22 protein-coding genes and 3 pseudogenes are annotated in these 23,047 nt (G+C 59.8%); 12 read left to right on the top strand and 13 right to left on the bottom strand.

Annotated elements, in window-relative coordinates; translation table 11 throughout:
* Positions 1–531: 531 nt before the first annotated feature.
* From ACFT1A_RS26800 to ACFT1A_RS26790, 3 genes and pseudogenes are all read right to left on the bottom strand, one after another.
* Positions 532–1,485: an asparaginase gene (locus tag ACFT1A_RS26800; RefSeq protein ID WP_378449463.1), complete on the bottom strand. Its 954-nt coding sequence runs from the start codon at positions 1,483–1,485 to the stop codon at positions 532–534.
* A gap of 134 nt (positions 1,486–1,619) precedes the next feature.
* Positions 1,620–1,892, bottom strand: a pseudogene (locus ACFT1A_RS26795) (L-asparagine permease); the annotation flags it as partial.
* Positions 1,892–3,331: an aspartate ammonia-lyase gene (locus tag ACFT1A_RS26790; protein ID WP_378449462.1), complete on the bottom strand. Its 1,440-nt coding sequence runs from the start codon at positions 3,329–3,331 to the stop codon at positions 1,892–1,894. The gene ACFT1A_RS26790 and the pseudogene ACFT1A_RS26795, both read right to left, overlap by 1 nt.
* A 216-nt stretch (positions 3,332–3,547) precedes the next feature.
* On the opposite strand from ACFT1A_RS26790, the gene ACFT1A_RS26785 reads away from it, so the two are divergent.
* The gene (locus ACFT1A_RS26785) at positions 3,548–4,255 is read left to right on the top strand and encodes a FadR/GntR family transcriptional regulator (RefSeq protein WP_378449461.1); all 708 of its coding nucleotides are present in this window, start codon (positions 3,548–3,550) and stop codon (positions 4,253–4,255) included.
* 198 nt (positions 4,256–4,453) lie between these two features.
* On the opposite strand, the gene ACFT1A_RS26780 is transcribed toward ACFT1A_RS26785, so the two are convergent.
* The 3 genes from ACFT1A_RS26780 to ACFT1A_RS26770 all read right to left on the bottom strand — a co-directional run bounded on the left by ACFT1A_RS26780 (position 4,454) and on the right by ACFT1A_RS26770 (position 5,904).
* Positions 4,454–4,831 (bottom strand): hypothetical protein, encoded by a 378-nt coding sequence (locus ACFT1A_RS26780; protein ID WP_378449460.1) that lies wholly within the window; start codon positions 4,829–4,831, stop codon positions 4,454–4,456.
* A gap of 112 nt (positions 4,832–4,943) precedes the next feature.
* Positions 4,944–5,306, bottom strand: coding sequence for a hypothetical protein (locus ACFT1A_RS26775; RefSeq protein WP_378449459.1), 363 nt, complete (start codon positions 5,304–5,306; stop codon positions 4,944–4,946).
* Positions 5,307–5,442: 136 nt separating this feature from the next.
* Positions 5,443–5,904 (bottom strand): DUF1272 domain-containing protein, encoded by a 462-nt coding sequence (locus ACFT1A_RS26770; RefSeq protein WP_378449471.1) that lies wholly within the window; start codon positions 5,902–5,904, stop codon positions 5,443–5,445.
* A gap of 198 nt (positions 5,905–6,102) precedes the next feature.
* On the opposite strand from ACFT1A_RS26770, the gene ACFT1A_RS26765 reads away from it, so the two are divergent.
* The 3 genes from ACFT1A_RS26765 to ACFT1A_RS26755 are packed head-to-tail and all read left to right on the top strand — an operon-like array spanning position 6,103 to position 7,003.
* Entirely contained in the window at positions 6,103–6,231 is a 129-nt protein-coding gene (locus ACFT1A_RS26765; protein ID WP_378449458.1) for a hypothetical protein, read from the top strand.
* Positions 6,215–6,391, top strand: coding sequence for a hypothetical protein (locus ACFT1A_RS26760; protein ID WP_378449457.1), 177 nt, complete (start codon positions 6,215–6,217; stop codon positions 6,389–6,391). Before ACFT1A_RS26765 ends, ACFT1A_RS26760 begins: the two co-directional genes overlap by 17 nt.
* Before the next feature lie 36 nt (positions 6,392–6,427).
* Positions 6,428–7,003 (top strand): DUF6461 domain-containing protein, encoded by a 576-nt coding sequence (locus tag ACFT1A_RS26755; RefSeq protein WP_378449456.1) that lies wholly within the window; start codon positions 6,428–6,430, stop codon positions 7,001–7,003.
* Between the two features lie 738 nt (positions 7,004–7,741).
* Here ACFT1A_RS26755 and ACFT1A_RS26750 read toward each other — a convergent pair.
* The 3 genes from ACFT1A_RS26750 to ACFT1A_RS26740 all read right to left on the bottom strand — a co-directional run bounded on the left by ACFT1A_RS26750 (position 7,742) and on the right by ACFT1A_RS26740 (position 10,215).
* Positions 7,742–8,701 carry an SMI1/KNR4 family protein gene (locus ACFT1A_RS26750; protein WP_378449455.1) on the bottom strand — a complete coding sequence of 320 codons (960 nt, stop codon included), beginning with the start codon at positions 8,699–8,701 and terminating at the stop codon, positions 7,742–7,744.
* 128 nt (positions 8,702–8,829) lie between these two features.
* Positions 8,830–9,255, bottom strand: coding sequence for an ABC transporter permease (locus ACFT1A_RS26745; RefSeq protein ID WP_378449454.1), 426 nt, complete (start codon positions 9,253–9,255; stop codon positions 8,830–8,832).
* Between the two features lie 477 nt (positions 9,256–9,732).
* The gene (locus tag ACFT1A_RS26740; RefSeq protein WP_378449453.1) at positions 9,733–10,215 is read right to left on the bottom strand and encodes a DUF4188 domain-containing protein; all 483 of its coding nucleotides are present in this window, start codon (positions 10,213–10,215) and stop codon (positions 9,733–9,735) included.
* A gap of 107 nt (positions 10,216–10,322) precedes the next feature.
* On the opposite strand from ACFT1A_RS26740, the gene ACFT1A_RS26735 reads away from it, so the two are divergent.
* Entirely contained in the window at positions 10,323–10,976 is a 654-nt protein-coding gene (locus ACFT1A_RS26735) for a MerR family transcriptional regulator (RefSeq protein WP_378449452.1), read from the top strand.
* A 92-nt stretch (positions 10,977–11,068) separates the two neighbouring features.
* On the opposite strand, the gene ACFT1A_RS26730 is transcribed toward ACFT1A_RS26735, so the two are convergent.
* Positions 11,069–11,209, bottom strand: a complete 141-nt coding sequence (locus ACFT1A_RS26730) for a hypothetical protein (RefSeq protein ID WP_378449451.1) — start codon at positions 11,207–11,209, stop codon at positions 11,069–11,071.
* 237 nt (positions 11,210–11,446) lie between these two features.
* Here ACFT1A_RS26730 and ACFT1A_RS26725 point away from each other — a divergent pair, with 237 nt between their 5' ends.
* Positions 11,447–11,719, top strand: a complete 273-nt coding sequence (locus tag ACFT1A_RS26725; protein ID WP_378449450.1) for a hypothetical protein — start codon at positions 11,447–11,449, stop codon at positions 11,717–11,719.
* A gap of 19 nt (positions 11,720–11,738) precedes the next feature.
* Here the strand turns inward: ACFT1A_RS26725 and ACFT1A_RS26720 are convergent, their stop codons facing one another.
* Both ACFT1A_RS26720 and ACFT1A_RS26715 read right to left on the bottom strand, forming a co-directional pair.
* Positions 11,739–12,035: a hypothetical protein gene (locus tag ACFT1A_RS26720; protein WP_378449449.1), complete on the bottom strand. Its 297-nt coding sequence runs from the start codon at positions 12,033–12,035 to the stop codon at positions 11,739–11,741.
* A gap of 292 nt (positions 12,036–12,327) precedes the next feature.
* Positions 12,328–12,666 (bottom strand): hypothetical protein, encoded by a 339-nt coding sequence (locus ACFT1A_RS26715; protein WP_378449448.1) that lies wholly within the window; start codon positions 12,664–12,666, stop codon positions 12,328–12,330.
* A 155-nt stretch (positions 12,667–12,821) separates the two neighbouring features.
* Here ACFT1A_RS26715 and ACFT1A_RS26710 point away from each other — a divergent pair.
* The 6 genes and pseudogenes from ACFT1A_RS26710 (at position 12,822) to ACFT1A_RS26685 (ending at position 22,627) form a co-directional block, all read left to right on the top strand.
* Positions 12,822–14,010, top strand: a pseudogene (locus tag ACFT1A_RS26710) (IS30 family transposase).
* Positions 14,011–14,334: 324 nt separating this feature from the next.
* On the top strand, positions 14,335–15,405 hold the full coding sequence (locus tag ACFT1A_RS26705) for a hypothetical protein (protein ID WP_378449447.1): 1,071 nt from the start codon (positions 14,335–14,337) through the stop codon (positions 15,403–15,405).
* Between the two features lie 177 nt (positions 15,406–15,582).
* A complete protein-coding gene (locus tag ACFT1A_RS26700) occupies positions 15,583–15,990 on the top strand; it encodes a hypothetical protein (protein ID WP_378449446.1) in 408 nt (135 codons plus the stop codon).
* 458 nt (positions 15,991–16,448) lie between these two features.
* Positions 16,449–18,650: a P-loop NTPase fold protein gene (locus ACFT1A_RS26695; RefSeq protein WP_378449445.1), complete on the top strand. Its 2,202-nt coding sequence runs from the start codon at positions 16,449–16,451 to the stop codon at positions 18,648–18,650.
* A gap of 318 nt (positions 18,651–18,968) precedes the next feature.
* Positions 18,969–20,975, top strand: coding sequence for an ATP-dependent endonuclease (locus tag ACFT1A_RS26690; RefSeq protein ID WP_378449444.1), 2,007 nt, complete (start codon positions 18,969–18,971; stop codon positions 20,973–20,975).
* On the top strand, positions 20,972–22,627 hold the full coding sequence (locus ACFT1A_RS26685; RefSeq protein WP_378449443.1) for a UvrD-helicase domain-containing protein: 1,656 nt from the start codon (positions 20,972–20,974) through the stop codon (positions 22,625–22,627). The genes ACFT1A_RS26690 and ACFT1A_RS26685 overlap by 4 nt, the downstream gene beginning before the upstream one ends.
* Before the next feature lie 134 nt (positions 22,628–22,761).
* Here ACFT1A_RS26685 and ACFT1A_RS26680 read toward each other — a convergent pair.
* Positions 22,762–22,896: pseudogene (locus tag ACFT1A_RS26680) on the bottom strand (hypothetical protein); the annotation flags it as partial.
* Positions 22,897–23,047 lie beyond the last annotated feature (151 nt).

Genomic DNA, 23,047 nt, shown 5'->3' with positions numbered 1-23,047 from the left:
CCGGGGTGCGGCGCATGACCGGGGCGAGAAGTTGCTGTGCAGCCTTTATCTGTTCGAGATTCACGCATGCCTCCAGAAAGTGCGCCTCCACACCCCTGTGAGGTATGAAGGCGCACTGCAGATTCGAATTCGAATTACCGTAGAGCGAAGATCAGAACTCGAGCGGGTGGGGTTACCCGTTCGGGCACTTCAAGTTGTTGAGTTCCCCTGGTCTGGGATGATCTGCGGGTGTCATCGACGTACAAGGGTTACCGATTCCCTCGCGAGATCATCTCCCCCTGCATGTGGCTGTACCACCTTCACTGCGGGTCAGCGCGGATCTTGGATCATGGTTGGTCCTGCAGTGAACACGAACCCACACCCTCACGCGAATGCGGCGCTACAGTCCGTCGCGAGGGTCCTTCGCAACACGCCGATTTGAGCGGGCGCGAAGGTCGAATGCGAATGGGCCGCTCGATCGAGCTGCGCACGGAATAGTCCTGGGCCGCACTGACTAACGGTCCGCGTGGGGGTGCGGGTTGAGCCACAGGTCTACGCCCGGACCCGGCTGAGACTCGCGCGTCGTTCGAATTCCTTTTCCAGGCCCACGAGATTCGGATCTGACAACAAGGCTGCCAGAAGTACGCGTGCCTGCCCGGCTCGAAGATCGGTGGAAAACACAGCCCCTGCGGCGATCAAGTCGTGCCCGCCACCACCGCCACCGTAAACCGGGGAGATATGCCCCGAGGACACCCGAGTTGTCACGGCTACCGGGATGTGAGCGCCTACGCAGTCTCGTACGGCCTCGACTATCGTCGGATTGGCATTTCCCGAACCGAGTCCATCGAGAACAAGTCCCTGTGCCCCGGCGTGCACGCAGGCGTCGATCTGTACACGGTCTGCTCCGGGATACACGGCGATGATGTCGACGCGGGTGTCCGAAATCGGATGCCACGGCAATGGTTCGGAAGTGCGCAGCAGGAGCGGATCGATGTGCACGGGGCGGAAGGCATCGAGTGCCGTCGTATCGGACTTTCGCGTACCTGCAGCTGGATGGACCGAACCGCCGAAGGCGATGAGGACACCACGCCCGAGTGACGAGATGTCCAGTCCGGCTGAGATCGCCGCGGCGAGATTCGAACGAGCGTCGGATTCGGGATGGTCGAAAGTGCGCTGCGCGCCGGTGAAGACCACCGGGCGTTGGTCGTCGTGGTGCAGGTCCAACAAGAACGCAGTTTCCTCCATCGTATCGGTGCCGTGAAGCACGACCACCGAGTCGAGTCCGGGATCCTTCAATTCATCGGCTACGGCGTCGCGAACACGATCCATGTCCGCGAAGGTCATGCTCGAGCTGTCCTTCGACATCACGTTCACGACTCGAAGATCGATGTCGGTCTGCTCGTTGCCGACCAGATCTGCACCGGTGATTGCGGGCCGGCTGATGCCGTGCGCATCCCGGGTGCTGGCGATGGTGCCACCAGTAGTGACAACTGCGACTTTCGGCACTGTGGTCCTTTCTCGTCACGCCGTGGCGCGTTGGATGGCTAGTTCGCGAATACGATTCCTGGCGGCGTACCAACCAATCATCAACAGCGGTGCGATGATCGCGATGGATCCGACGGTCCACGTTCCAACAGGGTGGAAACGAAGGATCCGGAAGTCGGTCGGTGCATCACCAGTTCGCCGAGTGCCCTCAGGATCAGGAACGCGAAGAACCCGCACAGCGCGTACACGAGAACCAAGGCCGGGCCCGCCTGTTGTAGCCGCCCTCCAGCGCCCATGAAAAGGCCGGTTCCGATCGCACCGCCGATCGCGATCATCTGAATCTGTCTGGGGCCGAGCGCCTTCTGATATCCGAGATCCTCCTCAGTGGCAACCTCGGCGCGGCCTGTCTCTTCCCGTTCGACGGTCATCAAACCTCCTCCGCAACGGCGGTGGCATGAGGCTTCTCGCCCGAAACGCGGAGATTGGCGAGATGCTCGGGGCTGAGCAACCGATCGAGTTCCTCGCGGTCGAGTAAGCCGGCTTCGATTACGAGATCGGCGACGCGACGCCCGGAAATCAACGCCTCCTGGGCGATCCGAGTGGACGCGGTATATCCGATGTAGGGGTTGAGCGCGGTGACGAGGCCGATGGAGTCTTCGACTCGGGCGCGCAGCAGTTCGGTGTTGGCCGTGATGCCGAGTACGCACCGGTCCGCCAGAATGCGGCAAGCCGCACCGAGGTGTCGCATTCCTTCGGACAGTGAGTGCACGATGATCGGCTCGAAAGCGTTGAGTTGGAGCTGACCGGATTCCGCTGCCATCGTGATGGTCACGTCGTTGCCGATGACTTCGTACGCGACCTGATTGAGGACTTCGGGAATGACCGGATTGACCTTGCCGGGCATGATCGACGAACCTGCTTGCACTGGTGGAAGATTGATCTCGTTCAATCCGGCCCGCGGACCCGAAGAGAGCAGTCGGAGATCGTTGCACACCTTGGACAACTTCACAGCGACCCGCTTGAGGACGCCGGAGAGGTGGACGAACTGGCCCACGTCTTGGGTCGCTTCGACCAGATCCGTTGCCAACACCAGCGGCAGTCCGGTCAGTGCGCCCAGATCGGAACAGGCCACCTCGGCGTAGCCGGCAGGTGCGTTGAGGCCAGTACCGATAGCAGTGGCACCGAGGTTGATCTCGTGCACGAGAAGAGCGGCCTCAGCCAGACGCGCCCGATCCTCCTCGATCATGACCGCGTAGGTGCCGAACTCCTGACCCAGAGTCATCGGCACGGCGTCCTGCAGTTGGGTGCGTCCCATCTTCACGGTGTCGGCGAACTGAAGAGATTTGGTCGTGAACGCATTCTGGAGTGTAAGAAGTGCATCCAGCAGGTCATCGATCGCGAAGATCGTCGAGATATTTACGGCCGTGGGGTAGACGTCGTTGGTCGATTGGCTCAGGTTCACGTGTTCATTGGGGTGAAGCCGTTCGTAGTCGCCGCGCTGGTGGCCGAGGATTTCCAACGCGCGATTGGCGATGACCTCGTTGGCATTCATGTTCGTCGACGTTCCGGCGCCACCCTGGATGACGTCCACCACGAACTGTTCGTGCCACCGCCCGTCCACGATTTCCTTACATGCCTGTGAGATGGCCTCCGCGCGCGGGCGGTCGAGGATGCCCAGCTTTTGGTTTGCGCTGGCTGCCGCCCACTTGACGTAAGCGATGCCGCGGATCAGATGCGGGTTCGTGGCGATTGTTCGACCAGTGATCGGGAAGTTCTCCATCGCGCGCAAAGTGTGGATACCCCAGTACGAATCGGCTGGAACTTCGCGATCGCCGAGCAGATCGTGTTCTGTTCGCGTTTCGAGCACTTGATCAATTCCTCGTGTCTCTTCGCGCAAGCATCACTCTGCGCGGTGGGTGTATTTCGGGATCGCAGCGCTGACGGTCAAGTAGTAGTCCCGCCCAGCTATCGGGCTATCAGGCTGTCTGACAGGTGCAATTGTTACCTCGCTCACTCCGGCACGTCAACCCTTCACCAGGTGCGATGTTTGACGCGGGACTTCGGCAGTCGCAACAATGACGGCATGAACCTGTCAGACAGCTGGGCCACCAGGCGACCCGTCGCCTCGCGGGTGAGTGCTGCCGAGGCAGTTCTCGCCGACCTCCGTGCCGCAATAACCTCCGGCGAACTGGCAGTCGGAGAGCGTCTCCCGTCCGAGGCGTCTCTGGCCGAAAGACACGGGGTCAGTCGATCGGTCATCCGTGAAGCCCTGCGCTCGTGCCATGCCCTCGGGCTCACCGAGACAAAATCCGGGCTCGGCACCTTCGTCGTCAGCGATTCGATAGCACGAGACCTCGACTTCGGCAGCTACGCCGCCAACGAGTTGGTCGAAGCACGGCCGCATGTCGAAATTCCGGCCGCAGGATGGGCTGCCCAACGGCACACAGCGGAGGAACTGACGGCCCTCCGCGGACTGGTCCAGCAGATGCGTGACGAGGATGATCCGCTCGTATGGGTCGCACTCGATGCGCAATTCCACGGACTGATCGCAAAAGCCAGTAGGAATCGGGTCTTCGAGTCGGTAATCGTCGACATCCGTGAAGCGTTGACAAGGCAATCCGAGACACTCAATCTTGTTGCCGGTCGCCAGGAAAAGTCGAACGAGGAACACGAACGAATAGTCGAAGGAATCGCATCCGGGAGTTACGACCACGCCTCCAGAGCGATGGCCGAACATCTGGACGCCGTCAAGATGACACTCGCAACTCTTTTTCAAGAGAGTGATTCGTAGATTCGGACACACTCCGTCGCTACGTCTGAACTGAGGCCCTCAGTCCAGACCGGATCGCGATCGCCACCCGCATCGAATGCCGCCGAATCCCAAACACCACGCCAGGCTCGACCGACAAATCGATCACAATGCGGGTGAAGGACGAAGCGCACCAATTGCTAAAAACTACTGATAAACAACGTCGTGCAATTACCCAAATCAAATCTCGTGCGCCAAGCGTCCACGCAAACCACCACCGACACAGCCGCCGGCGATCGCCCCGATCGACACGGCAGGCACTGAACCCTCCACGAGGGTCGTGGACCAGAAGTCCTCGATGGCGGCATGTGTAGCGGGGAGGGGAATCTCGGAAGACGGGCACCGGTCGTGATCGCCCCCGATGCCCACCCAGATCAGCCGCGGAGCCTTTCGACGTCGCCACCGTCGTTCGGCCGGATCGTTGAATCCGCGGATCCAGTGCCGGCCCTGCGCATCAGTGATCGGCGTTCCCTCTGGAGTAGCGCGCAATTGCTCGGCACTGTCATAAACGCGCCCCCGGTTGAGTGCTCGAGCGAAATCACTTTCGTAGCTGGCCATCATGCCTCCTGTAGTTCTCTAGTCAGATTAATGATGATTGCGTCTCTCAATAGCGCTACCTGCCAGTCGATTTCGAGACTCTGGCTACGCGCCCTCTGGAAGCAAGGGCACTTCAGAACAGGTGGGTGTCGCGGTAATCGTTGGTGCCTGGACATTCTTCGACGGCCGCGGCGGTGAATTCGGTGATCGGGGGTCGCCATCGGGCGCGCTCGGCTTTGCTGATGTGGCACCACATCGTGGTGTCCCGGAGGTCGAGGTCCTCGTCGCCTTCGCGGGCAATGAACGAGTCCGGGGATTGGTGCGTCAGCGCGGCCAGGGCGAGGAGCTGCTCGAACGAGGGGTAGCGGGTGCCGGCCTCCCATTCGTCGACTGCCGGCTCCTGCGCCCCGCATGCAACGTCGACGTCGGGGCCGTACAGCTCGGCGGCGTCGAGTGCGCGGGTGATCCGGTACGGGCAAGCGCACCGGTGGCCCACTGTTCGTAGGCCCGGTCATGGGCGGCTCTGCGCTGCGCCGCGACGGCAGCCCACTCGGCTCGTTTCCGCAGACGCGCTGCTGCCCGGTCTCCGGCTGCGCGGAATCTGGAGCGTGCGGGCATGGTGTGCTCGTCGGTCACAGCGCCTGTGGCTTCCCGTCGGCGCGACCTGCGTTCTCACCGACAGCGTGGCCGGCAGGGGTTCGGAACACGTCTTCCCCGCGAAGGTTGAGAACGGTGATGAGAGCTTCTCGCGGTGTGCAGTCGGGACGTAGATGACGCACCTCGATCGCTGCCAACCTTTCTCCGTCGGTGGCCTTGATCTGCGAAATCAGGTCCCGCTCGGCAGCGGTGAGCTCGAGGACGCCGGAGGGCTTGTGCTGGGCGAGGTAGCGACCGATTCGACCTGCCCATCCCCGACGAATCGCAGGTGGTTGCGCGATGCGAGCAGGACGCGCGGTCAACTCGCCACCACAGTTCGGGCACTCGTTGTCCATCGCCGCCGAACAGTCGACGCAGAAGGTGCATTCGCAGCTGCATATCGTTGCGGCGGAGGCGTTGTCGAGAGAGGTGCGGCACCTCTCGCACATTGTTTTCATCGCCAACATCGCCGCTCCTGGAGTCGTCTCGCCTTCCGGCGCAGTGCATCTGTCAGCGTCAGAGAACCACACCTACCCGGAATCGGCCTACGGGGTCACACACCCATCTCCCGGCCACTTCAGGCGTCCGTCAGGCCCGTCCGGCACGGTGTTACGGCACGATGATGTGCACGGTCGATCGGTGATTCGGAGGAAGTAATGAGCAAGGATTTTTACACTGCGTCGGAACTAGCGGAACTGGGCTACGTGTCCGAGCGTCTGACGTCGGTATTCGGCGAACCCGATTCCGTCGACGGCGAGTTCCGTTGGGATGGGCGACACCGTTGACGCCGTCGAGCGGGCCGTACTCGCTCCAGCTGCCCGGATCATGTTCGACGCCTTCGCTCCGGAATGGAACACACGCGTCCAGATGAACGGATCGAACCTCGCCCTCGGGTGGCCGCAGATGGAGCAGATGCTCGCCCGAGTGACGATGCGGGAATCCTGACCTCTCGTCCAGCACGCCGTCTGGAAGGACTCGTTCATGAAGACCTATCGCGACTTCGAGTGGCTCTTCCGCGACTACCCGTGGACCGAGAACGGGCTGTACGTGACCTATGTGCGCGACGCAGCGCCGGCTGCCGTGATCGAGGCGATGACCGTGCGCGAGCTGGGGGAAGTGCGCGGATTGCAGGGCATCAACGAACTCGGGTGGGAAGAGTTTTCGATCGTCGGCGCCGCGGCCTTGGGGAACTGGACGATCGCGCTCGCCCCGATGGCGTCAGCGGGCACGGACGACGTACTGATGGTGCCGCTGTCGGCGGGACGTGAGGCGCTCACACACTCGAGCAATGTCGCAGCTGCCGCCTCGTTCGTCCTGTGGCAGGACGGGGTTCGTACGGTGCACTTCGATCCTCACCTGCGCCTGGACCCGATACCGGAGGCGTGGCAGTCGCGGATGAGAGACGTCGGGCTCGACCCCGAGGGTGAAGGACCGTCGCCGGACGGGAAATTCCACGTCGTCGAAGCATCTTTTGCGATGGCCGCGAACTACACCGGCGTGCAGATCACCCCCGAATTTTTGTCGACGTCGACCTTCGTGGCCGGCAGTGACGACTGATCTCGATGCAGGTCAGCGCACCGAAATAACTCTCTGCCTTGGTTCGTTGTAGAGGCTGTCGGTGTTCGGTTCTTTGCCCCGGGTACCACCCCAGAAATGCCGCTTCGAGCAGCCACTTGCCGAGAGGCGCAAGACGGGCACCGACCCTGTCAAGCCGCTGGACACCCTTTTCGGTGCCGGCGGCTTCGTCATGTCCGAGGTGGTCAATGTTGGCAGGGGAGGTCGACTGGCAGATGTGCAGTATTCGAAAGGTGCTGTATTCCGGCCGACGATGGAGACTAAATCATGCGCCAACGCAGTGAGGACCGAACTTCAGTCGACAAAGCCAACAGGGCGCTTCGGTGGCTGCTGCTGGGATGGAGCGTGGGCAATGTTGCTGTGTGGTGGATCCACCTCGCCCGACGCAGCAGTCGTGAAGTCCAGGTTTCGCTGATAAGCCCAGGACCCTTCGGTGAACGCACCTGGATTGATATGGGAGGCTTCCTTGCGTATTGCTCGCTAGCATCCCTCCTGGCCATCCTGATTTGGTACATCCTGGCTCGTAGATGATCCCGTCGTTTACTTAGGCTGCGGAAACGGGCTCCAATACAACCACCAAATTGTCCATCAGCGAATCTTTCTGATTTGCACTGTTGCAGTGACTCAGTGACTCAGTGACAACCCGGTAGGTTGAGTGGCGGATGTGCAGTATTCGAAACATGCACTATTCCCCGTCCGGCCAGAGAGGCCGATCGGGGATCACTCGTCGAACACGAACCTGACGCTGCCATCTTCTGGCAGCTCATGAACAATCACCTCATCACCAAGGCCCGTGACGATGGATACGAAAGCCACAGTCTGGCTATCGATTTCGACGAACCAACTAACCGAGACACCCCGTTGACGGGGAACCCGGCGGAAGATCGACCCGCCGCCTTCTACGACCGACCCCGGGTGCAGCGACTGGGCCGTGTCGATCACTGTTCGCCGAACGACATCCAGGTCGATCACGTCATCGTCGGGGCCGATCAGTGACGGCTGGAAACTCGTCAGAGCGAACGGTAGGTGGATCATCACCGGCTCAGGCGCGGGAATGCGCACCGGGTTGTCACTGAAGTCGACATCCCAGACCAGGGTGCCGTCCTCGACGGTGGGGACCAGTCCGGAGTGTTCGACACCTGACTCGAGGCTGATACGTACCGAATCGACGTAGTCTGCCAACGACGCCGACTCCGGATCGCATTCATCGGCGCCCTCTGCGCCGAACTCGCGGACACAGCCTTCTCGCTCCCCGCCGCGCGTGTCCACGCACAACAGATCACCGCATCCGTGCTCTGCGAACGGAATGTATTCACTGAGGAACATGTGCGCGATCTCGCCGGCCGGTTGTTGCCGGGCGATATTTCCCCAGTCGTCGCCGAGGTATTCGGTGTCGTGGAGGTGATCTCGTAAAGAGCGGTGCTGTGTGACGATGTCGGCGAGCGGGAGAAGCTCGAAGCTCGGGAACACGCTTCCGACGAAGTCTTCTTCACCGATCGGTCGTTTCTGGCCGTCGTGAAGGGAAAAGAACTCTCGAAGCTCGAGGGTCCACGGTGCTGTAACGCGTTCGGCGTCTTCTCGCTCGGAGAGCGGCCGTGGCGGACGAACCGCGGCGGCCGTGATCGGTGCCTTCTCGTGAAGAACCTGCATGTACCGGCGCCATGCATTGGTGAGAGTCATCTCCCGAATGTATCCGTCAGGTCGGCTGTTAGCCGTTCACCCCTTTGTCCTCTTCGAACGCAGTCAGCGTGGCCCCAGCTAGGGCACGTCTGACGACTGGCTCGCCCAGAGGCGGCAGCGGCGCGCGTCTACGCAGCCGCTGCCGCAGAACCTCTCAGTGGTGTACCCGGGCGCGGGATGGCCTTCTGCGTTGCGGCGGCGACCAACCCAAGGGCTGCCAAGGGGACAGCGAAGAGAAGAGATCCCCAAAAAGAGCTCCAGTTCGCCAACCCGGCGATGGACAAACCAACGAGTGCGGCGACAGCCAACCCAGAGACCCACTTTCGCATTGCCAATGCGGCCACCACAGGTGGTGTTGCGAGCAACAGTCCCAGGCCGATCAGCGGCCAGGCACCTAGCACGTGGACGATGCGGTCATCGCACCGGAAGGAGGATCCGCTCTCGCCGGTCTTCGAGCACGCCAACGACACTTCAGCCATCGTCCATGAGGCACCGACCCACACGGTGAAGGCCAACGCAGCCCCGACAGAGACCCACCACACTGCTCTCGACACGCCCGCAGCCTAGCCCGGCGCGCGGGTGTGCGGCTCCACATCAACCCGCGGGTAAGGCTCTTCGAGATCGAGGAGGGGACGAGTCCGTCAATCAGCTGAGCGAAGGTTGCATCAGATACAACATTGATGCATCTGTTTCGGCGCTGATCACTCGTCATGTTCGGTGGTCAGTGGCGTCCGGGCAGGTCGACCTCATCAGCGGTCTTGTCGTTGCGCAGCCCTCGAAAGGATGGGTGCCGCAAGCTGCCGCCAGTGAAAACCGGTGGACGGTAGGTATTCGAACCTTGCGCTATTCGTTCAATCTTTGCCGTTATCGGGGCATCACCCCTGCCACCTGCTCCTGTGAGAAACACCGCAGATCATCGTGGCTGTAGAGATTCGCGATCGTCATCGGACGTCTGCGGCGAACCTAGCGAAAGTCAGCCCGAGATTCGCCAAGTCGCAACGTGCGGAGGTCTCCCAAACCCACTCCTCGGTTCATTGCCTCGCGCTACGGGCTCTCGCTGTTTCGCTGCGCTTACCCACTACGACAGACCTGCCGGCTGCGGCCAGTCCCATGACGGGCATATTCGAGTAGATCGACTCGTGCCGACCGGCTCCGACGCGGTAGGTCTCGTGGTAGACCCCGACGTCGCCGCTGGCGCCGACCTTCTTGTTGAAGGCTTTCCATGCCGGCAGGTGTGGATCGTTCGGATTCTTTGCGAACGCTTCGAGTTGGTCGAAGCTGCGCCAGTACTGCACCACGGTGAAAGTGCGTCCGCCCAGCGCTATTCGAGCCCCTAACATGCCTTTGTCTGGGTGCAGGCGCAGCTCGCGCAGCATTCGAGGCATCGAGAAGAATGGGCCGATCCACTTGTGGATCTTCCAGAGTTTGTTGATGCGGATGCCGATGAGGAAGACGACGAAGTCGTCATCGATCTCTGCGGTGTAGCGGCCGGTCTGGACTCGACTTCGGGCCATCGAGCGTCCCCTTCGTTGTCGGTCCCGTGATCGATTCACGGTATGGATAGTGCTCCTATCCATAATGGATAGTGCTACTATCTACTTGTGAAGTCAAGGAAGGACGAGTGAAGGTTTCCGAACTCAGTCAGCGCAGCGGGGTGTCGGTTTCCTCCATCAAGTACTACCTGCGCGAGGGCCTGCTGACGGGCGGTGTGCAGACGGCCACCAATCAGGCTGCGTACAGCGAACAGCACATTCGCCGACTGCGGCTGATCCGCTCCCTGATCGATATCGGCGGTCTCTCGATTTCACATGTGCGTGCCACACTCGCGGCGGTTGACGATGAATCGACGCCCATGCACGACGCATTCGGGGCGGTAATGCACGGTCTCGACGAGGTGCCCACCGAGACCGTGTCCACCGATATCCAGACGGCCTACGACGAAGTGCAGGAATGGCTTTCGTCCAGGGGCTGGGACATTGATCCGGACGCTCCCGCGCCGTATCGGCTGGCCGAACTTGTCGCTACGCTGCGCCGGTTCGATTTCCCGACAACGCTCACCGACTTCGACAGTGTCGCCGATATGATCGAGCGCACTGCGCATATCGAAGTGGAGTACGCCCGGGCCTTGCAGGATCGGACTGCAGCCGTCGAGACGATGCTCATCGGAACCGTAATACTCGAACGGGCCATCGTTGAGGTTCGCCGACTCGCCCTCGAAGCTGCCAGCGCCCGGATCGACATCGCGCCGCGCACGACGACGCGCCGTTCGCCGTGACCTTTCACCCCGCTCCCATTTGTCGACTAAGTCCGTAACAGCACAACCAGATGTTTCGAATCACCTCACTGCTGATAGCCGAATTCGATTGCTTACCTGGACTTGTCCTGCGCCGCTAGGTACGTCGCCCAACTGGTGCTCGCATACTGAGCCCATTTATGTGCCGTCTTAGGGGCAACGCCGAAGAGATCGCTGACCACGACGGCGTCGAGATGGGTGACGATGGCGATCATGGCCGTGTTCCGAGCAGCGCGGGTAGGCAACCCGTGTTCTTTCAACTGACGCCACAGAAGTTGGGTACTTCGAGGTCGACTCGGCGGCCTCCCCGGAAACAGGTAGGCCGGATGCCGAATACTGCTGCTTCGAACATTATCCGTTGATCTTCGGAGTAGTTCATCGATGAGTACAGCCAGCGAAGGTGGGACCATGACGGCATTCTCGTCAATCGTCAGGTAGGCCGCGGCATCCTCGTGCCGGAATCGGTCGGTGGTGAGTTCGACGATGCGGACGACAGGGAGTCCATAGAGCCTGATCAGAGCCCCGACTACCCGAATCTCGAGCGGCAGGGAGCTATCGGTGAGGCATCGCCGCAGCTGCTCGGCATGGTCTTCCTCATCCCGAAATTCTTGTGGGAGGGCATCTTTGGGACGACTATATCGATATCGGTAACGAGGCCGCGGGCACCCATCCAGGAGATGAAGGTGAACAAGGCCTGGACATTGGCAGGGCTCTTGTCGAGGTAGGTATCGAGATGCTGCTGGCTCAGTCCTGCAACAGAAGTTCCCATGAACATGCTGATCGCGACCTCGTAACTGCGAGCCGTAGATAATGCCAGAGGTTCATCCCCACCGCGAAGGTGGGGATGAAGGCCTCACCCTCCGCCGGTGTCCACTGCCACGGATACAACCCTGAGAATGTCACGACGCGCTGCATCAGCCACGTTCTCCGCACCACCGTCCCCGTCTTGAGGAACCGCGCAGCCTGTTGCCTACGCCAACCCTCCGACATCGCTGCGAACACCGCCGGTGCTGGATCGAGATGAACGACATTGCCCGCCACCCGCCAGCATTAAATGCGCTGAACCGGGAGGATTCAGGGTCATACCTCTGTTGTATCAGATACAACATTGATGCGGTACCCATAAACACCCAGCTAGCATCCGGGTGGCGCCGATGATTGCGAAAGCCGACACCGCGCCGACGTGCGGAAACAAGTGTCCCCCAGTGAGGGCTCCAAGGCACGCGAGGTTTTGATGAAGCCTGAGGAACTCGACGGTCTGCTGGTCTGGCCGTCGCCGAGAGGAATCGACGCCGGCGGAAACCACAGATCGCACTGCACGACCTGAACCGGATCATGATCGAGGAGGTCTGCTGGGTCGGCGGAGGCGTATTCGGGTCGGATTGCGGATTCGTTCGCGTAGCCAGCTGATGGATCCGCCCCATCCGATGTGTTCGGCAATCACTGTGGCCAGCATCGTCGGATGTTCTGAGAGCAGTGCCCTGATCTTCGGTTCCACGGCGCTGATCGCGGATTCGACTGATGGTCGCCGATATTTCGGTGGACCCTCGCTGGTCAGAGCGTTGGTGACGATGTCGCGCGCGATGCCGAGCTTGGCAGCGATGGCACGTTCGGACAGCTTTTCGCCGTGATAGAGGTGCCTGATCAATGCCCAGTCTTCCATGGAGATCACCCATTCAATCTTGGTTGGGTGGCCGAGTTTTGGACCGGGTGGTCTCAATCGATCGTTGCAACAGACCTGAGATTCTGGGGGTTATGTTGTCATCGTCTCGTCGTGTCAAGAAGGGGCCGGGCCGGCGCCCACTCTCCGACAAGCGTCGCCGCTTCATGGAATTGCGAGGCCGTGGATGGAGCATCCGCGCAGCCGCCCGCGAAGTTGGAGTATCCCGCGCGTCCGGAACCAACTGGGCCCGCGGCTATTCCGTCTATCACGCCGGACAACTGGTGCGGACCGTCGCTCCGTTGGACCGACTCGCAGTCCGCGCCATCAGTCCGCGGTTCCTATCGGAAGACGAACGTATTCAGGTAGCCGATCTACGACGTGAACGGCTGAGTATCCGGCAGATCGCTACGCAGTTGAACCGATCGCCGTCGACGATCTCGCGCGAGCTTCGACGCAACGCCTCTACCTCCGGGACGTATCGCCCCCACGAAGCCCACCGACGGGCCGTCGCTCGGCGAGCACGCCATCGTCAGCGGCGAATCGAATCCTCTGCCGAATTGTTCGACGCGTGTGTCACAGTTGCTGGGCCAACGGTGGAGTCCGCAGCAGATCAGCCGCCATCTGACGACTCGATTTCCCGCCGAACCAGCAATGCGACTGTGCCACGAGAGCATCTACCAGGCCCTTTACCAACCCGGATCCTTGCTGATGCGACCCTCACCACTGGCGCCGCAGCGGCAATCACCGTTGCGCACCGGCCGCCAGAATCGTCGTGCTCACGTTGCCGGCGACCGCCGTCGTCCCCGATTTGAACAGCCCATGCTCACTATCCACCAGCGCCCCGAGAGCGTCGCTGATCGGAGTGAAGCCGGCCATTGGGAAGGTGATCTCATCGTCGGTAAAGATGCTGGCTCAGCGATCGGCACCCTCGTCGAACGAAAAACCCGCATGATTCGATTACTCCACTTGACCCGTCTTGATGGCCAGACCCTTCGGCAGGCACTGATCGAGCGAATGGGCGATCTTCCACCGGATCTGCTGCGATCGATCACCTGGGACCAGGGCACCGAGATGGCTCAGCACCGAGCGATCACCGCCGCACTGGGCGTACCGGTGTACTTCTGCGATTCGCGATCACCGTGGCAACGCGGGTCGAACGAGAACTCCAATGGTCTGCTGCGGGACTACTTCCCCAAGGGCACTAACCTGAGCGTGCATTCGCCGCAGCATCTCCTGGCGGTCGAGAACGAACTCAATCGCCGACCCCGTCAAGTAATCCAAGACTGCACTCCCACAGAACTATTCGAGTCACTGCTAACCTCGAGCCAGGTCACCTGTTGCAACGATGACTAGAACCCGCCCCGTCGGGAGTGGACTAGTTTTCGACCGTCGTTCACATCCGCGAAGTGCGTCACCACACGCAGGCACGTGTGGCAGATCAGTCGACCATCCGAGTTGTCGAAGATTACGTACCTGCGTGACCGTTCACCAGAATCGTGAGGATCGCGGCGACAGTGCCTCGGCCGGTGCGACAAAGAGCGCGGTCGCCCAGAGCACCACGGCGACGACCACTGTGCGAACAGGCCCTGCGATGCTGTAGCTATGCTGCCGACTGACCTACGCAACTTGCACCTGGAGCGACCCACCGTCTACCTCGATCAGTGGGTGTGGATAGCGTTGGCCAAGGCCGATCACGGAACCGGCAGTCCAGAAGATCATGCGGCGCTCGCCGCTGTTCGGCTTGCGGCCTCATCGGGGGTCGCCTTTCCGCTATCTGCGACGCACTACGGCGAAACTCTCGCAGTTACCGACCCCGGGCAGCGACGTCGATTGGCACACACGATCGCATCCATCTCCTGTATGCGCACCCTAAGATCCCCGCACGTTCTCATTAAGCACCAGCTTCTGACCGCCATGCATGAGCAGATCGGGCTACCAACTTTCCGGCCAGCTCAGGTAGAGGTCCTTCATACCGGTTTCTATTGGGCCTTCCAAGGGGTTCGGACACGGGGTTTCACCATTGGAGCCCCAGACGCTGACATTCCCGAAGAGGTCCTGCGCAAACTGCCAGTCAGTGTTACTGAAATCAATCAGTGGGCGGAGATGCGGATGTTGGCCGGTGCTCGGGACCAGGACGTCGAAGCGCTGCGCAAGGTCGGTTACAACCCGGAAGGCGCCGCGCTGTCCTTCCAACAGCGCGTCGACTTCGAGTCAGAATTTGCAGCGAAGTTGCGGACAGGCGAGGTGAAGCCTCGTAATTCCGACGAGTTGCGGGTCTTTGTTCAGGCCAGGGAAGTAATGCACGAGCACATCGACACCCTCAACGAATTGTTCGCTGAGTACCGTGTGCCATTCAGCAGAACATTCGGTGACGGCGACCCCAGCAGCAGGCAAGCGATAGTCAAATTTATAGACGCGGTTCCATCCGTCCGTGTCGCGGTCGATCTCAAAGCCCATCTTTTCCGCAATCCTCAAAAGGTGTGGACGCGCAACGCCGTACGCGATATCGACGCCCTCAGTGCCGCCGTGCCGTACTGCGATGTAGTTGTGGCGGATCGAGAGATGACCGATCTGCTCGCCCGGTCAGGCACTGCATCGGCGATGGGCACCACTGTGCTGCGGAAGATATCTGAATTGATCGACGTGCTGCCTCCACTTGCCGAGCGCGCCCAACTGCTCGGTGATGATCGAACTGGCTGGGGAGGCAGTACCTTCCGCATCGAAGCGTTACCTGGTGTCGACATATGACGAACCGGAATTGTGGGTGAGTTCGGTGCCCGAACTCCCGACGAACGCACGCTTTGTCAGCCTCCCACCGGAGCCCACTCGGCCCACACTTTGCGACCCATAGCGTCACCAATCGGTCGACCTTGAACGTGCACCCTGATCTGAAGATCGCCGCTCGCGCCCCGCTAGGCTACGACGATGGCAACAAAGGATCAGCAAGTGAAGCACGTTGTGGAAGGTGTCGCGCTAGGTGTTCTCGCCCAGGGTGTTACGGCCGTAACAAGCGCCAAAATAGAGTTCGAGCTGGCGTTTAACCACGCATGGAGGAACTGGTCCCGCGCCGCACATTTTCCCAGCATCACCGGATTCGACCCTGGCAATCAGTTCTGGATCGGAGTCGGAAAATCGGAGGGCCGTCGGGGTGCACGCGCTGCATGGCAACGCGGCCGGTGGTCCGAACCGTATGTCCTGCTGAATGAGTGGACAGTCGACGAGTGCATCGAGTGCCACGCGGACGAACGCGCATCAGCCGAGGACTGGAAGGATCTAGGGGCGCTATACGTGTCTGAATTCAAACCCGAAGATCTGCGACGCACGACGGACTGATCAGCACAGCCACGATGGTCAGCTAGTGAGAACTCAACTGTCGAAAAGTCTTCTGGTCCAATTCCGATAATCAACGGGTGCATCGAGATCAACGAAGGATGCCTGGTCAAGCGAGATCGACGCCCGCTCACCGGCCAGGCCCATATCCCGCCTTGCAACAATTGAATCCTCAGACGGAGAACAAGGGTAGTAGTCACGGCTGGAGCAACAGGAACCATCGACTGGCCTTCACTCGGCCGTGAGAAGTTCGAGCGGACCGTCGAAGTGATGCTCCGCCGCAGATGGGAGAACGCCGGAGCCACCGTCATCTGTCATTGAGCTGGTGCGGTTGCTTTCACCCTGCAGCCCGCGTCGTAGACAAAGCCGACGCCAGCGCCGCCCTGAACGCCGGCACAGCGGCGAACTTCGAAGCCACCACTGTATGTCCGCACAATTTCCTCATCCGCGATCATTGACTGATGCAGACTGAGACCAATAGTTCGGCAATCGTGGGTTTAGATGTCGAGATCACCTCGATGAGCGAGGACCGCCTAGATCGCAAGGCCTACGCACGCAAAATCGCCGAGCGCATCCACACCGCCGGTGCGGGACCAAGTGTCGTTTTCGGGCTTACCGGGCCCTGGGGATCTGGTAAGTCCTCGGTAATCAACATGATCACCGAGGTGTTGGAAACGGAACATAGCGTTGAGTGGTCCGTTACGGCATTTACCCCTTGGTCTGCCTCGAACACCGTGAGCCTAGCGGATGAGTTCTACAACGCCGTCGCCTCAGCGATGCCTCCAAACGCAGCGGGTGAAAAGGCCCGCACACTGCTCTCGGCAGCTGCACCCACAACCATTGCTGTCATCAAGGCAGCCGGCGTCGCCTTCGTCGAAAAACACCTTGGCGACGGCGCGATCAAAGACATCTCCGAGGCTGCCGTCGACGCAGCAGCCGAACAGGCCGGCGGTCACAGTTTCACTGGCCGTTCCGACCCCTTCACCAAGCAATTCGGAACAATCTCGGACGCAATTTCACAGGTAGGAAAGAACGTCCTGGTAGTCGTCGACGATGTCGACCGGCTTCACGCGGACGAGTTACTCGCGGTGATGAAAACCGTCCGCCTTCTCGGACGGTTTCCTCACGTCCATTACCTGCTCTCCTATGATGAAAAAACTGTCATCGATGTGCTCACCCGAACCGATCTGGCCAACAACGACCATGACCGAGCCCGGGACTACCTCGAAAAAATCGTGCAGTACCCGTTCGAGCTGCCGCCCTTGCGTAAATCCCATCTCACCACTGAACTACGCCTACAGCTGAAAGCCATCGCGCAATCCCACGGAATCGACTATCTCACTCCGACACACCAAGATTCTGATCCGGCCGACACGGTGTATCGCACCATCCCTGAGGAAGAAAGCCTCACCCTCCGACGTATTTATCGCCTGTGCAACCAGGTAGACGTCATGCTTTCCCTGATAGGAGGTGAAGAAATCGATCTCACCGATGCAACCGTTATCACCTATCTGCGTCTGCACCACTCCGATCTGTACCGCAGGTTGCCTCGCTGGCGTTCAGCTCTGACGCGTACGTCACACATCTACTTTTCCAGTAGTACGAAGGAACCTACGGCTGAGGAATGGTTGGGGCGAATCGCTGATGTGGTGCGCCTTGAAGCCGACGCACCGCTCGTTCGCGAGCTTTACCGCGTCCTTCGCGGCCTGTTCCCAGCACTACCGCATCTCACGGGCTTATTTGTCTTGTCATCCGAGGCTCCACTGGGTGTACGCCTTCCCGCATACTTCCATCGGTACTTCTCCTTCGGAATGCCGGAAGGCGATGTCTCCAACGCATCCGTGCAAGCCGATTTCTCCAACCTGCTTTCCTCTGGCCAGTGGGCGGAACCCTCCATCATCCAGACCGCCATGACCGACCCGGACATAGACTTTCAGGTCTTCCAAAAGGTGTTCAATCAGGTGGACGAGATCCGCTCGGCCAGCGTCGAGAACTGCATAAGTGCAGCTCACAAGATCGCTGCAGAATGGTCGAGCACAGAGCGAGGCATATTAAGCCGTTGGCACAAGCTGATCTACCTACTTCTCGGAAGAGCTATCACCGACGCACAAGCATCAGAAGATGCACAGGAAATCATCGACGCGTTCCACAAAGAATTCGGACTCAACGCTGTCCTGGAAGTAGGCCACAGCAAAGTGGAAGAGAATTTCGTCGACCACGCCCGGATCCGCGAAGCCCTCCGTTCGGTCGACGAAGCCATGATCGAGGCCGTACTGAACGACCTCAAGATCGATCGATCTCCAGACGAACGGGTCCATACCTCGACCCTCGACTACGCGCGGTACCTCGACGAACAATCATGGACGAAAATACGCCAGGCGACAGCAACGCTGCTCAACGACGGATCCCGCACCCAATCCGACATCGCCGCCCGGTTTGTATCCGTAGCTCTCGTGAACAACGGGCACGGGACAGTGCGAAAGCTCCGTGAACTGGAAACAGAACTATTCACATACGTCATCCCTCGAGAACAGTGGGACCTCACCGATTTCCCGGAACCTCCCGACACCCAGCCCGACGAAACCGAACACACCCTCCCCAGCTGTAAAGCACTATCATCAAAGAGAATTCGCTCGATGCTGACCACACACCCAACCGACTAGAGACAGCTCCCCTACACCCTTCCCATCGACATCGACATCGACATCGACATCGACATCGAAGCCAATTTGAGGGGCTTTTCGTATGTCCATCGCAATCCAGAGTCATCGCCACGGCCCGCTACGTAGTATCCGGGCGGATACTACGTAGGCAACAAGCAGCGCGACGCGAGCATTCGGCGATACAGCAGCCGAGTGACCGCGACCATCTCACTGCTTCGACCGTCGGCAACGACTGATCACCCACGCCACGGCACGGCACGGCACGGCATACTGCATCCTCCCCACGGTCGAGTCAATAAAACCGTGCAGTCTGCAATCATGGGCACAGGAGGTGCGACGGTCACCTCGGAGGAGAACTCGGTGAAGCTCGTAACGCTCCGAATCTGCAATTTTCAATCGTTCGGCCCCGACCCCAAAGAGATCAAACTCGACTCACTGACCTACGTGCTCGGCCCTAACGGCTCAGGAAAGACCGCAGTCCTTCAAGCTCTCGTTCGAATGTTTGGAATCGATCAGTCACAACGACGAGTGCAGAAATCTGACTTCCACGTCCCGATTGCGACCACCGGAATTCCTGCAGCGGTGGAGAGCCCGGAACTCTGGCTGGAGGCTGATTTCGAATGGGAAGAGGCCTCCGACACCAGCGGCGCAGTTCATCCAACCGTCCCACCGTTCTTCGCACATATGCAGCTGTCCGTCGCCGGCGAGCCACCACGTGTACGAATTCGACTCACTGCCACACTCGACACAGATGAATATATCGATGAGAAAGTCGTCACCGTCATAGAAGCCGATACCCAGGGCACCCCGATACGGTGCGTCGACCTGCCTAGACGTGACCGAAGTAGCATCCAAGTTCACTACCTCCCCGCCCGACGAGATCCAGCCGACCACATCTCATACGCGGCCGCCTCGCTCTTAGGTCGTGCTCTTCGGGCAGCGAACTGGACTGCTGAGCGAAGCTCGGTGGCCACTCTGACAGAGCAGATATCCGATGCGCTCGTTGCCAACACCGCGGTTACCGGTATCGGAACGAAGTTGCAGGAGTCCTGGTCTGGCCTCCACACCGGCACCTTTTTCAGCAATCCCATCATGTCGTTCGGGCAGAGTGAGATCGACAACCTTTTACGCCATATGAGCATTACGTTCTCTCCCAGCCCCATCAACACCCCGGTTGATTACACTCGTCTCAGTGACGGCCAGAAGTCCCTCCTGTACATCTCCCTCGTCCTTGCTCTGCAGTCGATCGGACGGGAAGTTCTCGAAGGTAAATCAACGGCCTTCGACCCGGACAAGCTGCGACCGGCTGCTTTCACGTTGATCGCGGTCGAAGAGCCCGAAAATAGCCTTGCACCACAGTATCTCGGTCGCATCGTCAAGGCCCTACGAGAGGCGTGTATCCGAGAAGACGTACAGGCGCTCATTGCAACACACTCACCGTCACTGATGAAACGTGTTCCGCCAGAGAATGTTCGATTCCTCAGACTTAATGAGCAACGAGCAACCACCGTGCGTGAGATCGTCCTGCCGGAAAAATCGGATGTTGCTCACAAGTACGTACGCGAGGCAGTCCTCGCCTTCCCCGAACTGTACTTCTCACGTCTCGTCGTCCTCGGCGAAGGCGACAGCGAAGTAATCGTACTCCCCCGAATCTTGGCTGCCCGAGGCATCGCCGAGGATGACGCCTCCGTAGTGGTCGTGCCCTTGGGTGGCCGTCACGTCAACCACTTTTGGCGACTCCTCCACGACCTGGAAATCCCGCATGTCACACTGCTCGACCTCGACTTCGCACGCTTTGGAGGAGGATGGGGACGGATCAGAAACGTAGCCAACAAACTGCTGGAATATTCAGCTGACGTGAAGGAACACAAACCCTTCACGTCAGCTGATGTCGACAAGCTCCCAAAGTGGGACGAGCCACCAATCCCTCCAGAGGGTGTGGCCGAGAATGGTGGAAAGCTATGGAAGACATACCTTGAGGACTACGGCGTCTATTTTTCAGGACCGCTCGACCTCGACATTCTGATGCTCACGCACTATCCGGAGGCATACGGCATCGAAGACGCCTCGACGCTTCCGTTGCCCGACGACGCGACACGTAAACACGTACTCGGTAAGGCGCGCAAGAACGAGGAAGTGCTGGGAGACAGCATTCTCCGATTGTTCGATACCTACCATTCGCTGTTCGATTTGGACAGTAAACCTGCATCCCATCTCAGCGCCCTTGCAGCGCTCAATGACGCAGCATTGCTGGCAGCACTTCCGCCGGTTCTCGACCGAATGGCCACGTACATCAGCACCGAGCTTGCCAAGATTCCCGAATGATCAGCCAAGCAGACTGGCAACCGGCTGACGGCCTGATCCTGGAGCCAAACGCCATCACCGCGATACGCGAGACATCACACAACTGCGCTCTCACTGCGGGTCCTGGAGCGGGTAAAACGGAGATGCTCGCGCAACGCGCCGACTTCCTCCTCAGCACAACGACATGCCCATACCCCCGGCGAATCCTCGCGATCTCCTTCAAGGTCGACGCGGCCCGAAATTTGAAAGATCGCGTCGAACAACGCTGCGGATATCAGTTGGCCGCACGCTTCGACAGCCACACCTTCCACGCATTCGCCAAACGCCTGATTGACCGATACCGACCAGCGCTCACCGGCATCAACGCTCTCGAGCCGAACTACACGGTCGGCGACACCCGTATCCCGGGAACGCAAATCACCTACAAAGACATGGTTCCACTGGCACTCGAAATTCTCGAGAAAAGTGCTGCTGCTCGAGGAGCACTGCGCCAGACATACAGTCACCTATTTCTCGATGAGTTTCAAGATTGCACCGAACAGCAGTACACACTGATCCGAACAGCCTTCCTCGACACATCCACACAAGTGACCGCTGTCGGAGACACTAAACAACGCATCATGGGGTGGGCAGGCGCGCTCGAAGGGATCTTCCAGAAATACGCAACAGACTTCCACGCCGTGCCATCGAACCTGTACCAGAACCACAGGTCCAAGCCTCGCCTGCGCCGGATGCAAAATCGCATGATCGCGGTGATGGACCCTACTGGAACCGCGCCACCCGAGGATCTCCAAGGCGAAGAAGGCGAAGTGAAAATTCTCCGCTTCACCAATGACCAGGACGAGGCGGAACACATCGCCGGCTTGATCACTGATTGGCTCGAAGAGGGTGTGCCACATCAGGAGATCGCCATCGTCATCTCCAAGCAGCCACACCTCTACGCCGCACCGCTGATGCAGGCTCTCACAAACCGCGGGATCGCGTATCGCAACGAGCAAACACAGCAAGACCTAGCCGCCGAACCCGTATCGGCCCTGATCCTCGACTTCCTACGAGTCGTATTCGATGATCGACAGCCTGAGGCATATCAGCGATTGATGAAGACCGCAGCCAGCTACACAATCGACGAAGAAGCTGGAAGTCAAGCTCGAAGCGCAATCGACCGATACATCCGAGACTGTCGACGAAAGGTTCGAGAATCCGGCTTCGACAGCACCGATGCCGACGAAATCGAGGGCATTGCCTTCGGATTCATTCAACTCCTCGGGCGGGAGGCGGTGACTGCGCTCTCACCCGACTATGAGCGAAGTACACGGCGCGACGACCTCATCACCGAGACAATGGCCGCAGTCCACACTCAAATTGCCGTGGACCACGACCCTGCCGCCGCACTTCGGCGTCTATCGGACACAGACGCTGTCCGCATATCCACGATCCACAAAAGCAAAGGACTCGAATTCGCAAACGTGATCGTACTCGCAGTCGAAAATCAGACCTTTTGGAGCAATATTGACGCCGAACGCTCAGCGTTCTTCGTCGGCATCTCACGAGCAAAAGACTGCCTCATTCTGACTACCGCGCGCGAGCGCCCCTGGCCGAACGACCCATCCACCAAGAATTGGAAAGTGGCCCGCACCCCGCACCAGGAATTCCTCTCCTACACAAAGGAGTAGCGCCACAGCAAGCCTGACACGCAACAAGAGGAGAGCGCCGTCACGGCGAGCCTCCGCGAAGTCGTTTCGATCCTTGACGCACCAGGATGGCCACCCCCAACTTCGACTTCATTCCGAACCGCTTCTGAGAGGGATTACGGTGAACTCACTGTTTGCCCCCTAGAACGGTCCAAGGCTGCCAGAGTGAACTCTGCGATGCTGCATGCCTCACGCACGACAAGTCTTGCAAGCTCTGGGGTTACACCGGTGGGCAGCGTCCGGCCATGGCCTGTGCCTTGATGAGAATGTCAATCTGGTTCGAACCCAGTAGGGCGGTTTGATTCGAACCCACCCAGGCGGTTTCGGTCGAAATGTTGTAGACCGAGTTTGAGAGTGTCCAGCGTTGGTCTCTTCAGCTTTGGCGTCTGTGGATCAATTCGC

This window comes from Rhodococcus sp. NPDC057135 (genome assembly GCF_042670865.1).
Classification (GTDB): Bacteria; Actinomycetota; Actinomycetes; order Mycobacteriales; family Mycobacteriaceae; genus Rhodococcus_F.
This window is presented reverse-complemented; position numbering and strand designations above follow the sequence as displayed.

Excerpts from the sequence above, each read along its gene's own strand:
- ACFT1A_RS26690 (WP_378449444.1), top strand. The coding sequence starts at position 18,969 with ATGGGCACAGGAGGTGCGACGGTCACCTCGGAGGAGAACTCGGTGAAG.
- ACFT1A_RS26780 (WP_378449460.1), bottom strand. The coding sequence starts at position 4,831 with ATGGCCAGCTACGAAAGTGATTTCGCTCGAGCACTCAACCGGGGGCGC.
- ACFT1A_RS26730 (WP_378449451.1), bottom strand. The coding sequence starts at position 11,209 with ATGATCGCCATCGTCACCCATCTCGACGCCGTCGTGGTCAGCGATCTC.
- ACFT1A_RS26755 (WP_378449456.1), top strand. The coding sequence starts at position 6,428 with ATGAAGACCTATCGCGACTTCGAGTGGCTCTTCCGCGACTACCCGTGG.
- ACFT1A_RS26765 (WP_378449458.1), top strand. The coding sequence starts at position 6,103 with ATGAGCAAGGATTTTTACACTGCGTCGGAACTAGCGGAACTGGGCTAC.
- ACFT1A_RS26750 (WP_378449455.1), bottom strand. The coding sequence starts at position 8,701 with ATGACTCTCACCAATGCATGGCGCCGGTACATGCAGGTTCTTCACGAG.
- ACFT1A_RS26685 (WP_378449443.1), top strand. The coding sequence starts at position 20,972 with ATGATCAGCCAAGCAGACTGGCAACCGGCTGACGGCCTGATCCTGGAG.
- ACFT1A_RS26695 (WP_378449445.1), top strand. The coding sequence starts at position 16,449 with ATGCAGACTGAGACCAATAGTTCGGCAATCGTGGGTTTAGATGTCGAG.
- ACFT1A_RS26760 (WP_378449457.1), top strand. The coding sequence starts at position 6,215 with ATGGGCGACACCGTTGACGCCGTCGAGCGGGCCGTACTCGCTCCAGCT.
- ACFT1A_RS26700 (WP_378449446.1), top strand. The coding sequence starts at position 15,583 with ATGGCAACAAAGGATCAGCAAGTGAAGCACGTTGTGGAAGGTGTCGCG.
- ACFT1A_RS26770 (WP_378449471.1), bottom strand. The coding sequence starts at position 5,904 with ATGAAAACAATGTGCGAGAGGTGCCGCACCTCTCTCGACAACGCCTCC.
- ACFT1A_RS26785 (WP_378449461.1), top strand. The coding sequence starts at position 3,548 with ATGAACCTGTCAGACAGCTGGGCCACCAGGCGACCCGTCGCCTCGCGG.
- ACFT1A_RS26740 (WP_378449453.1), bottom strand. The coding sequence starts at position 10,215 with ATGGCCCGAAGTCGAGTCCAGACCGGCCGCTACACCGCAGAGATCGAT.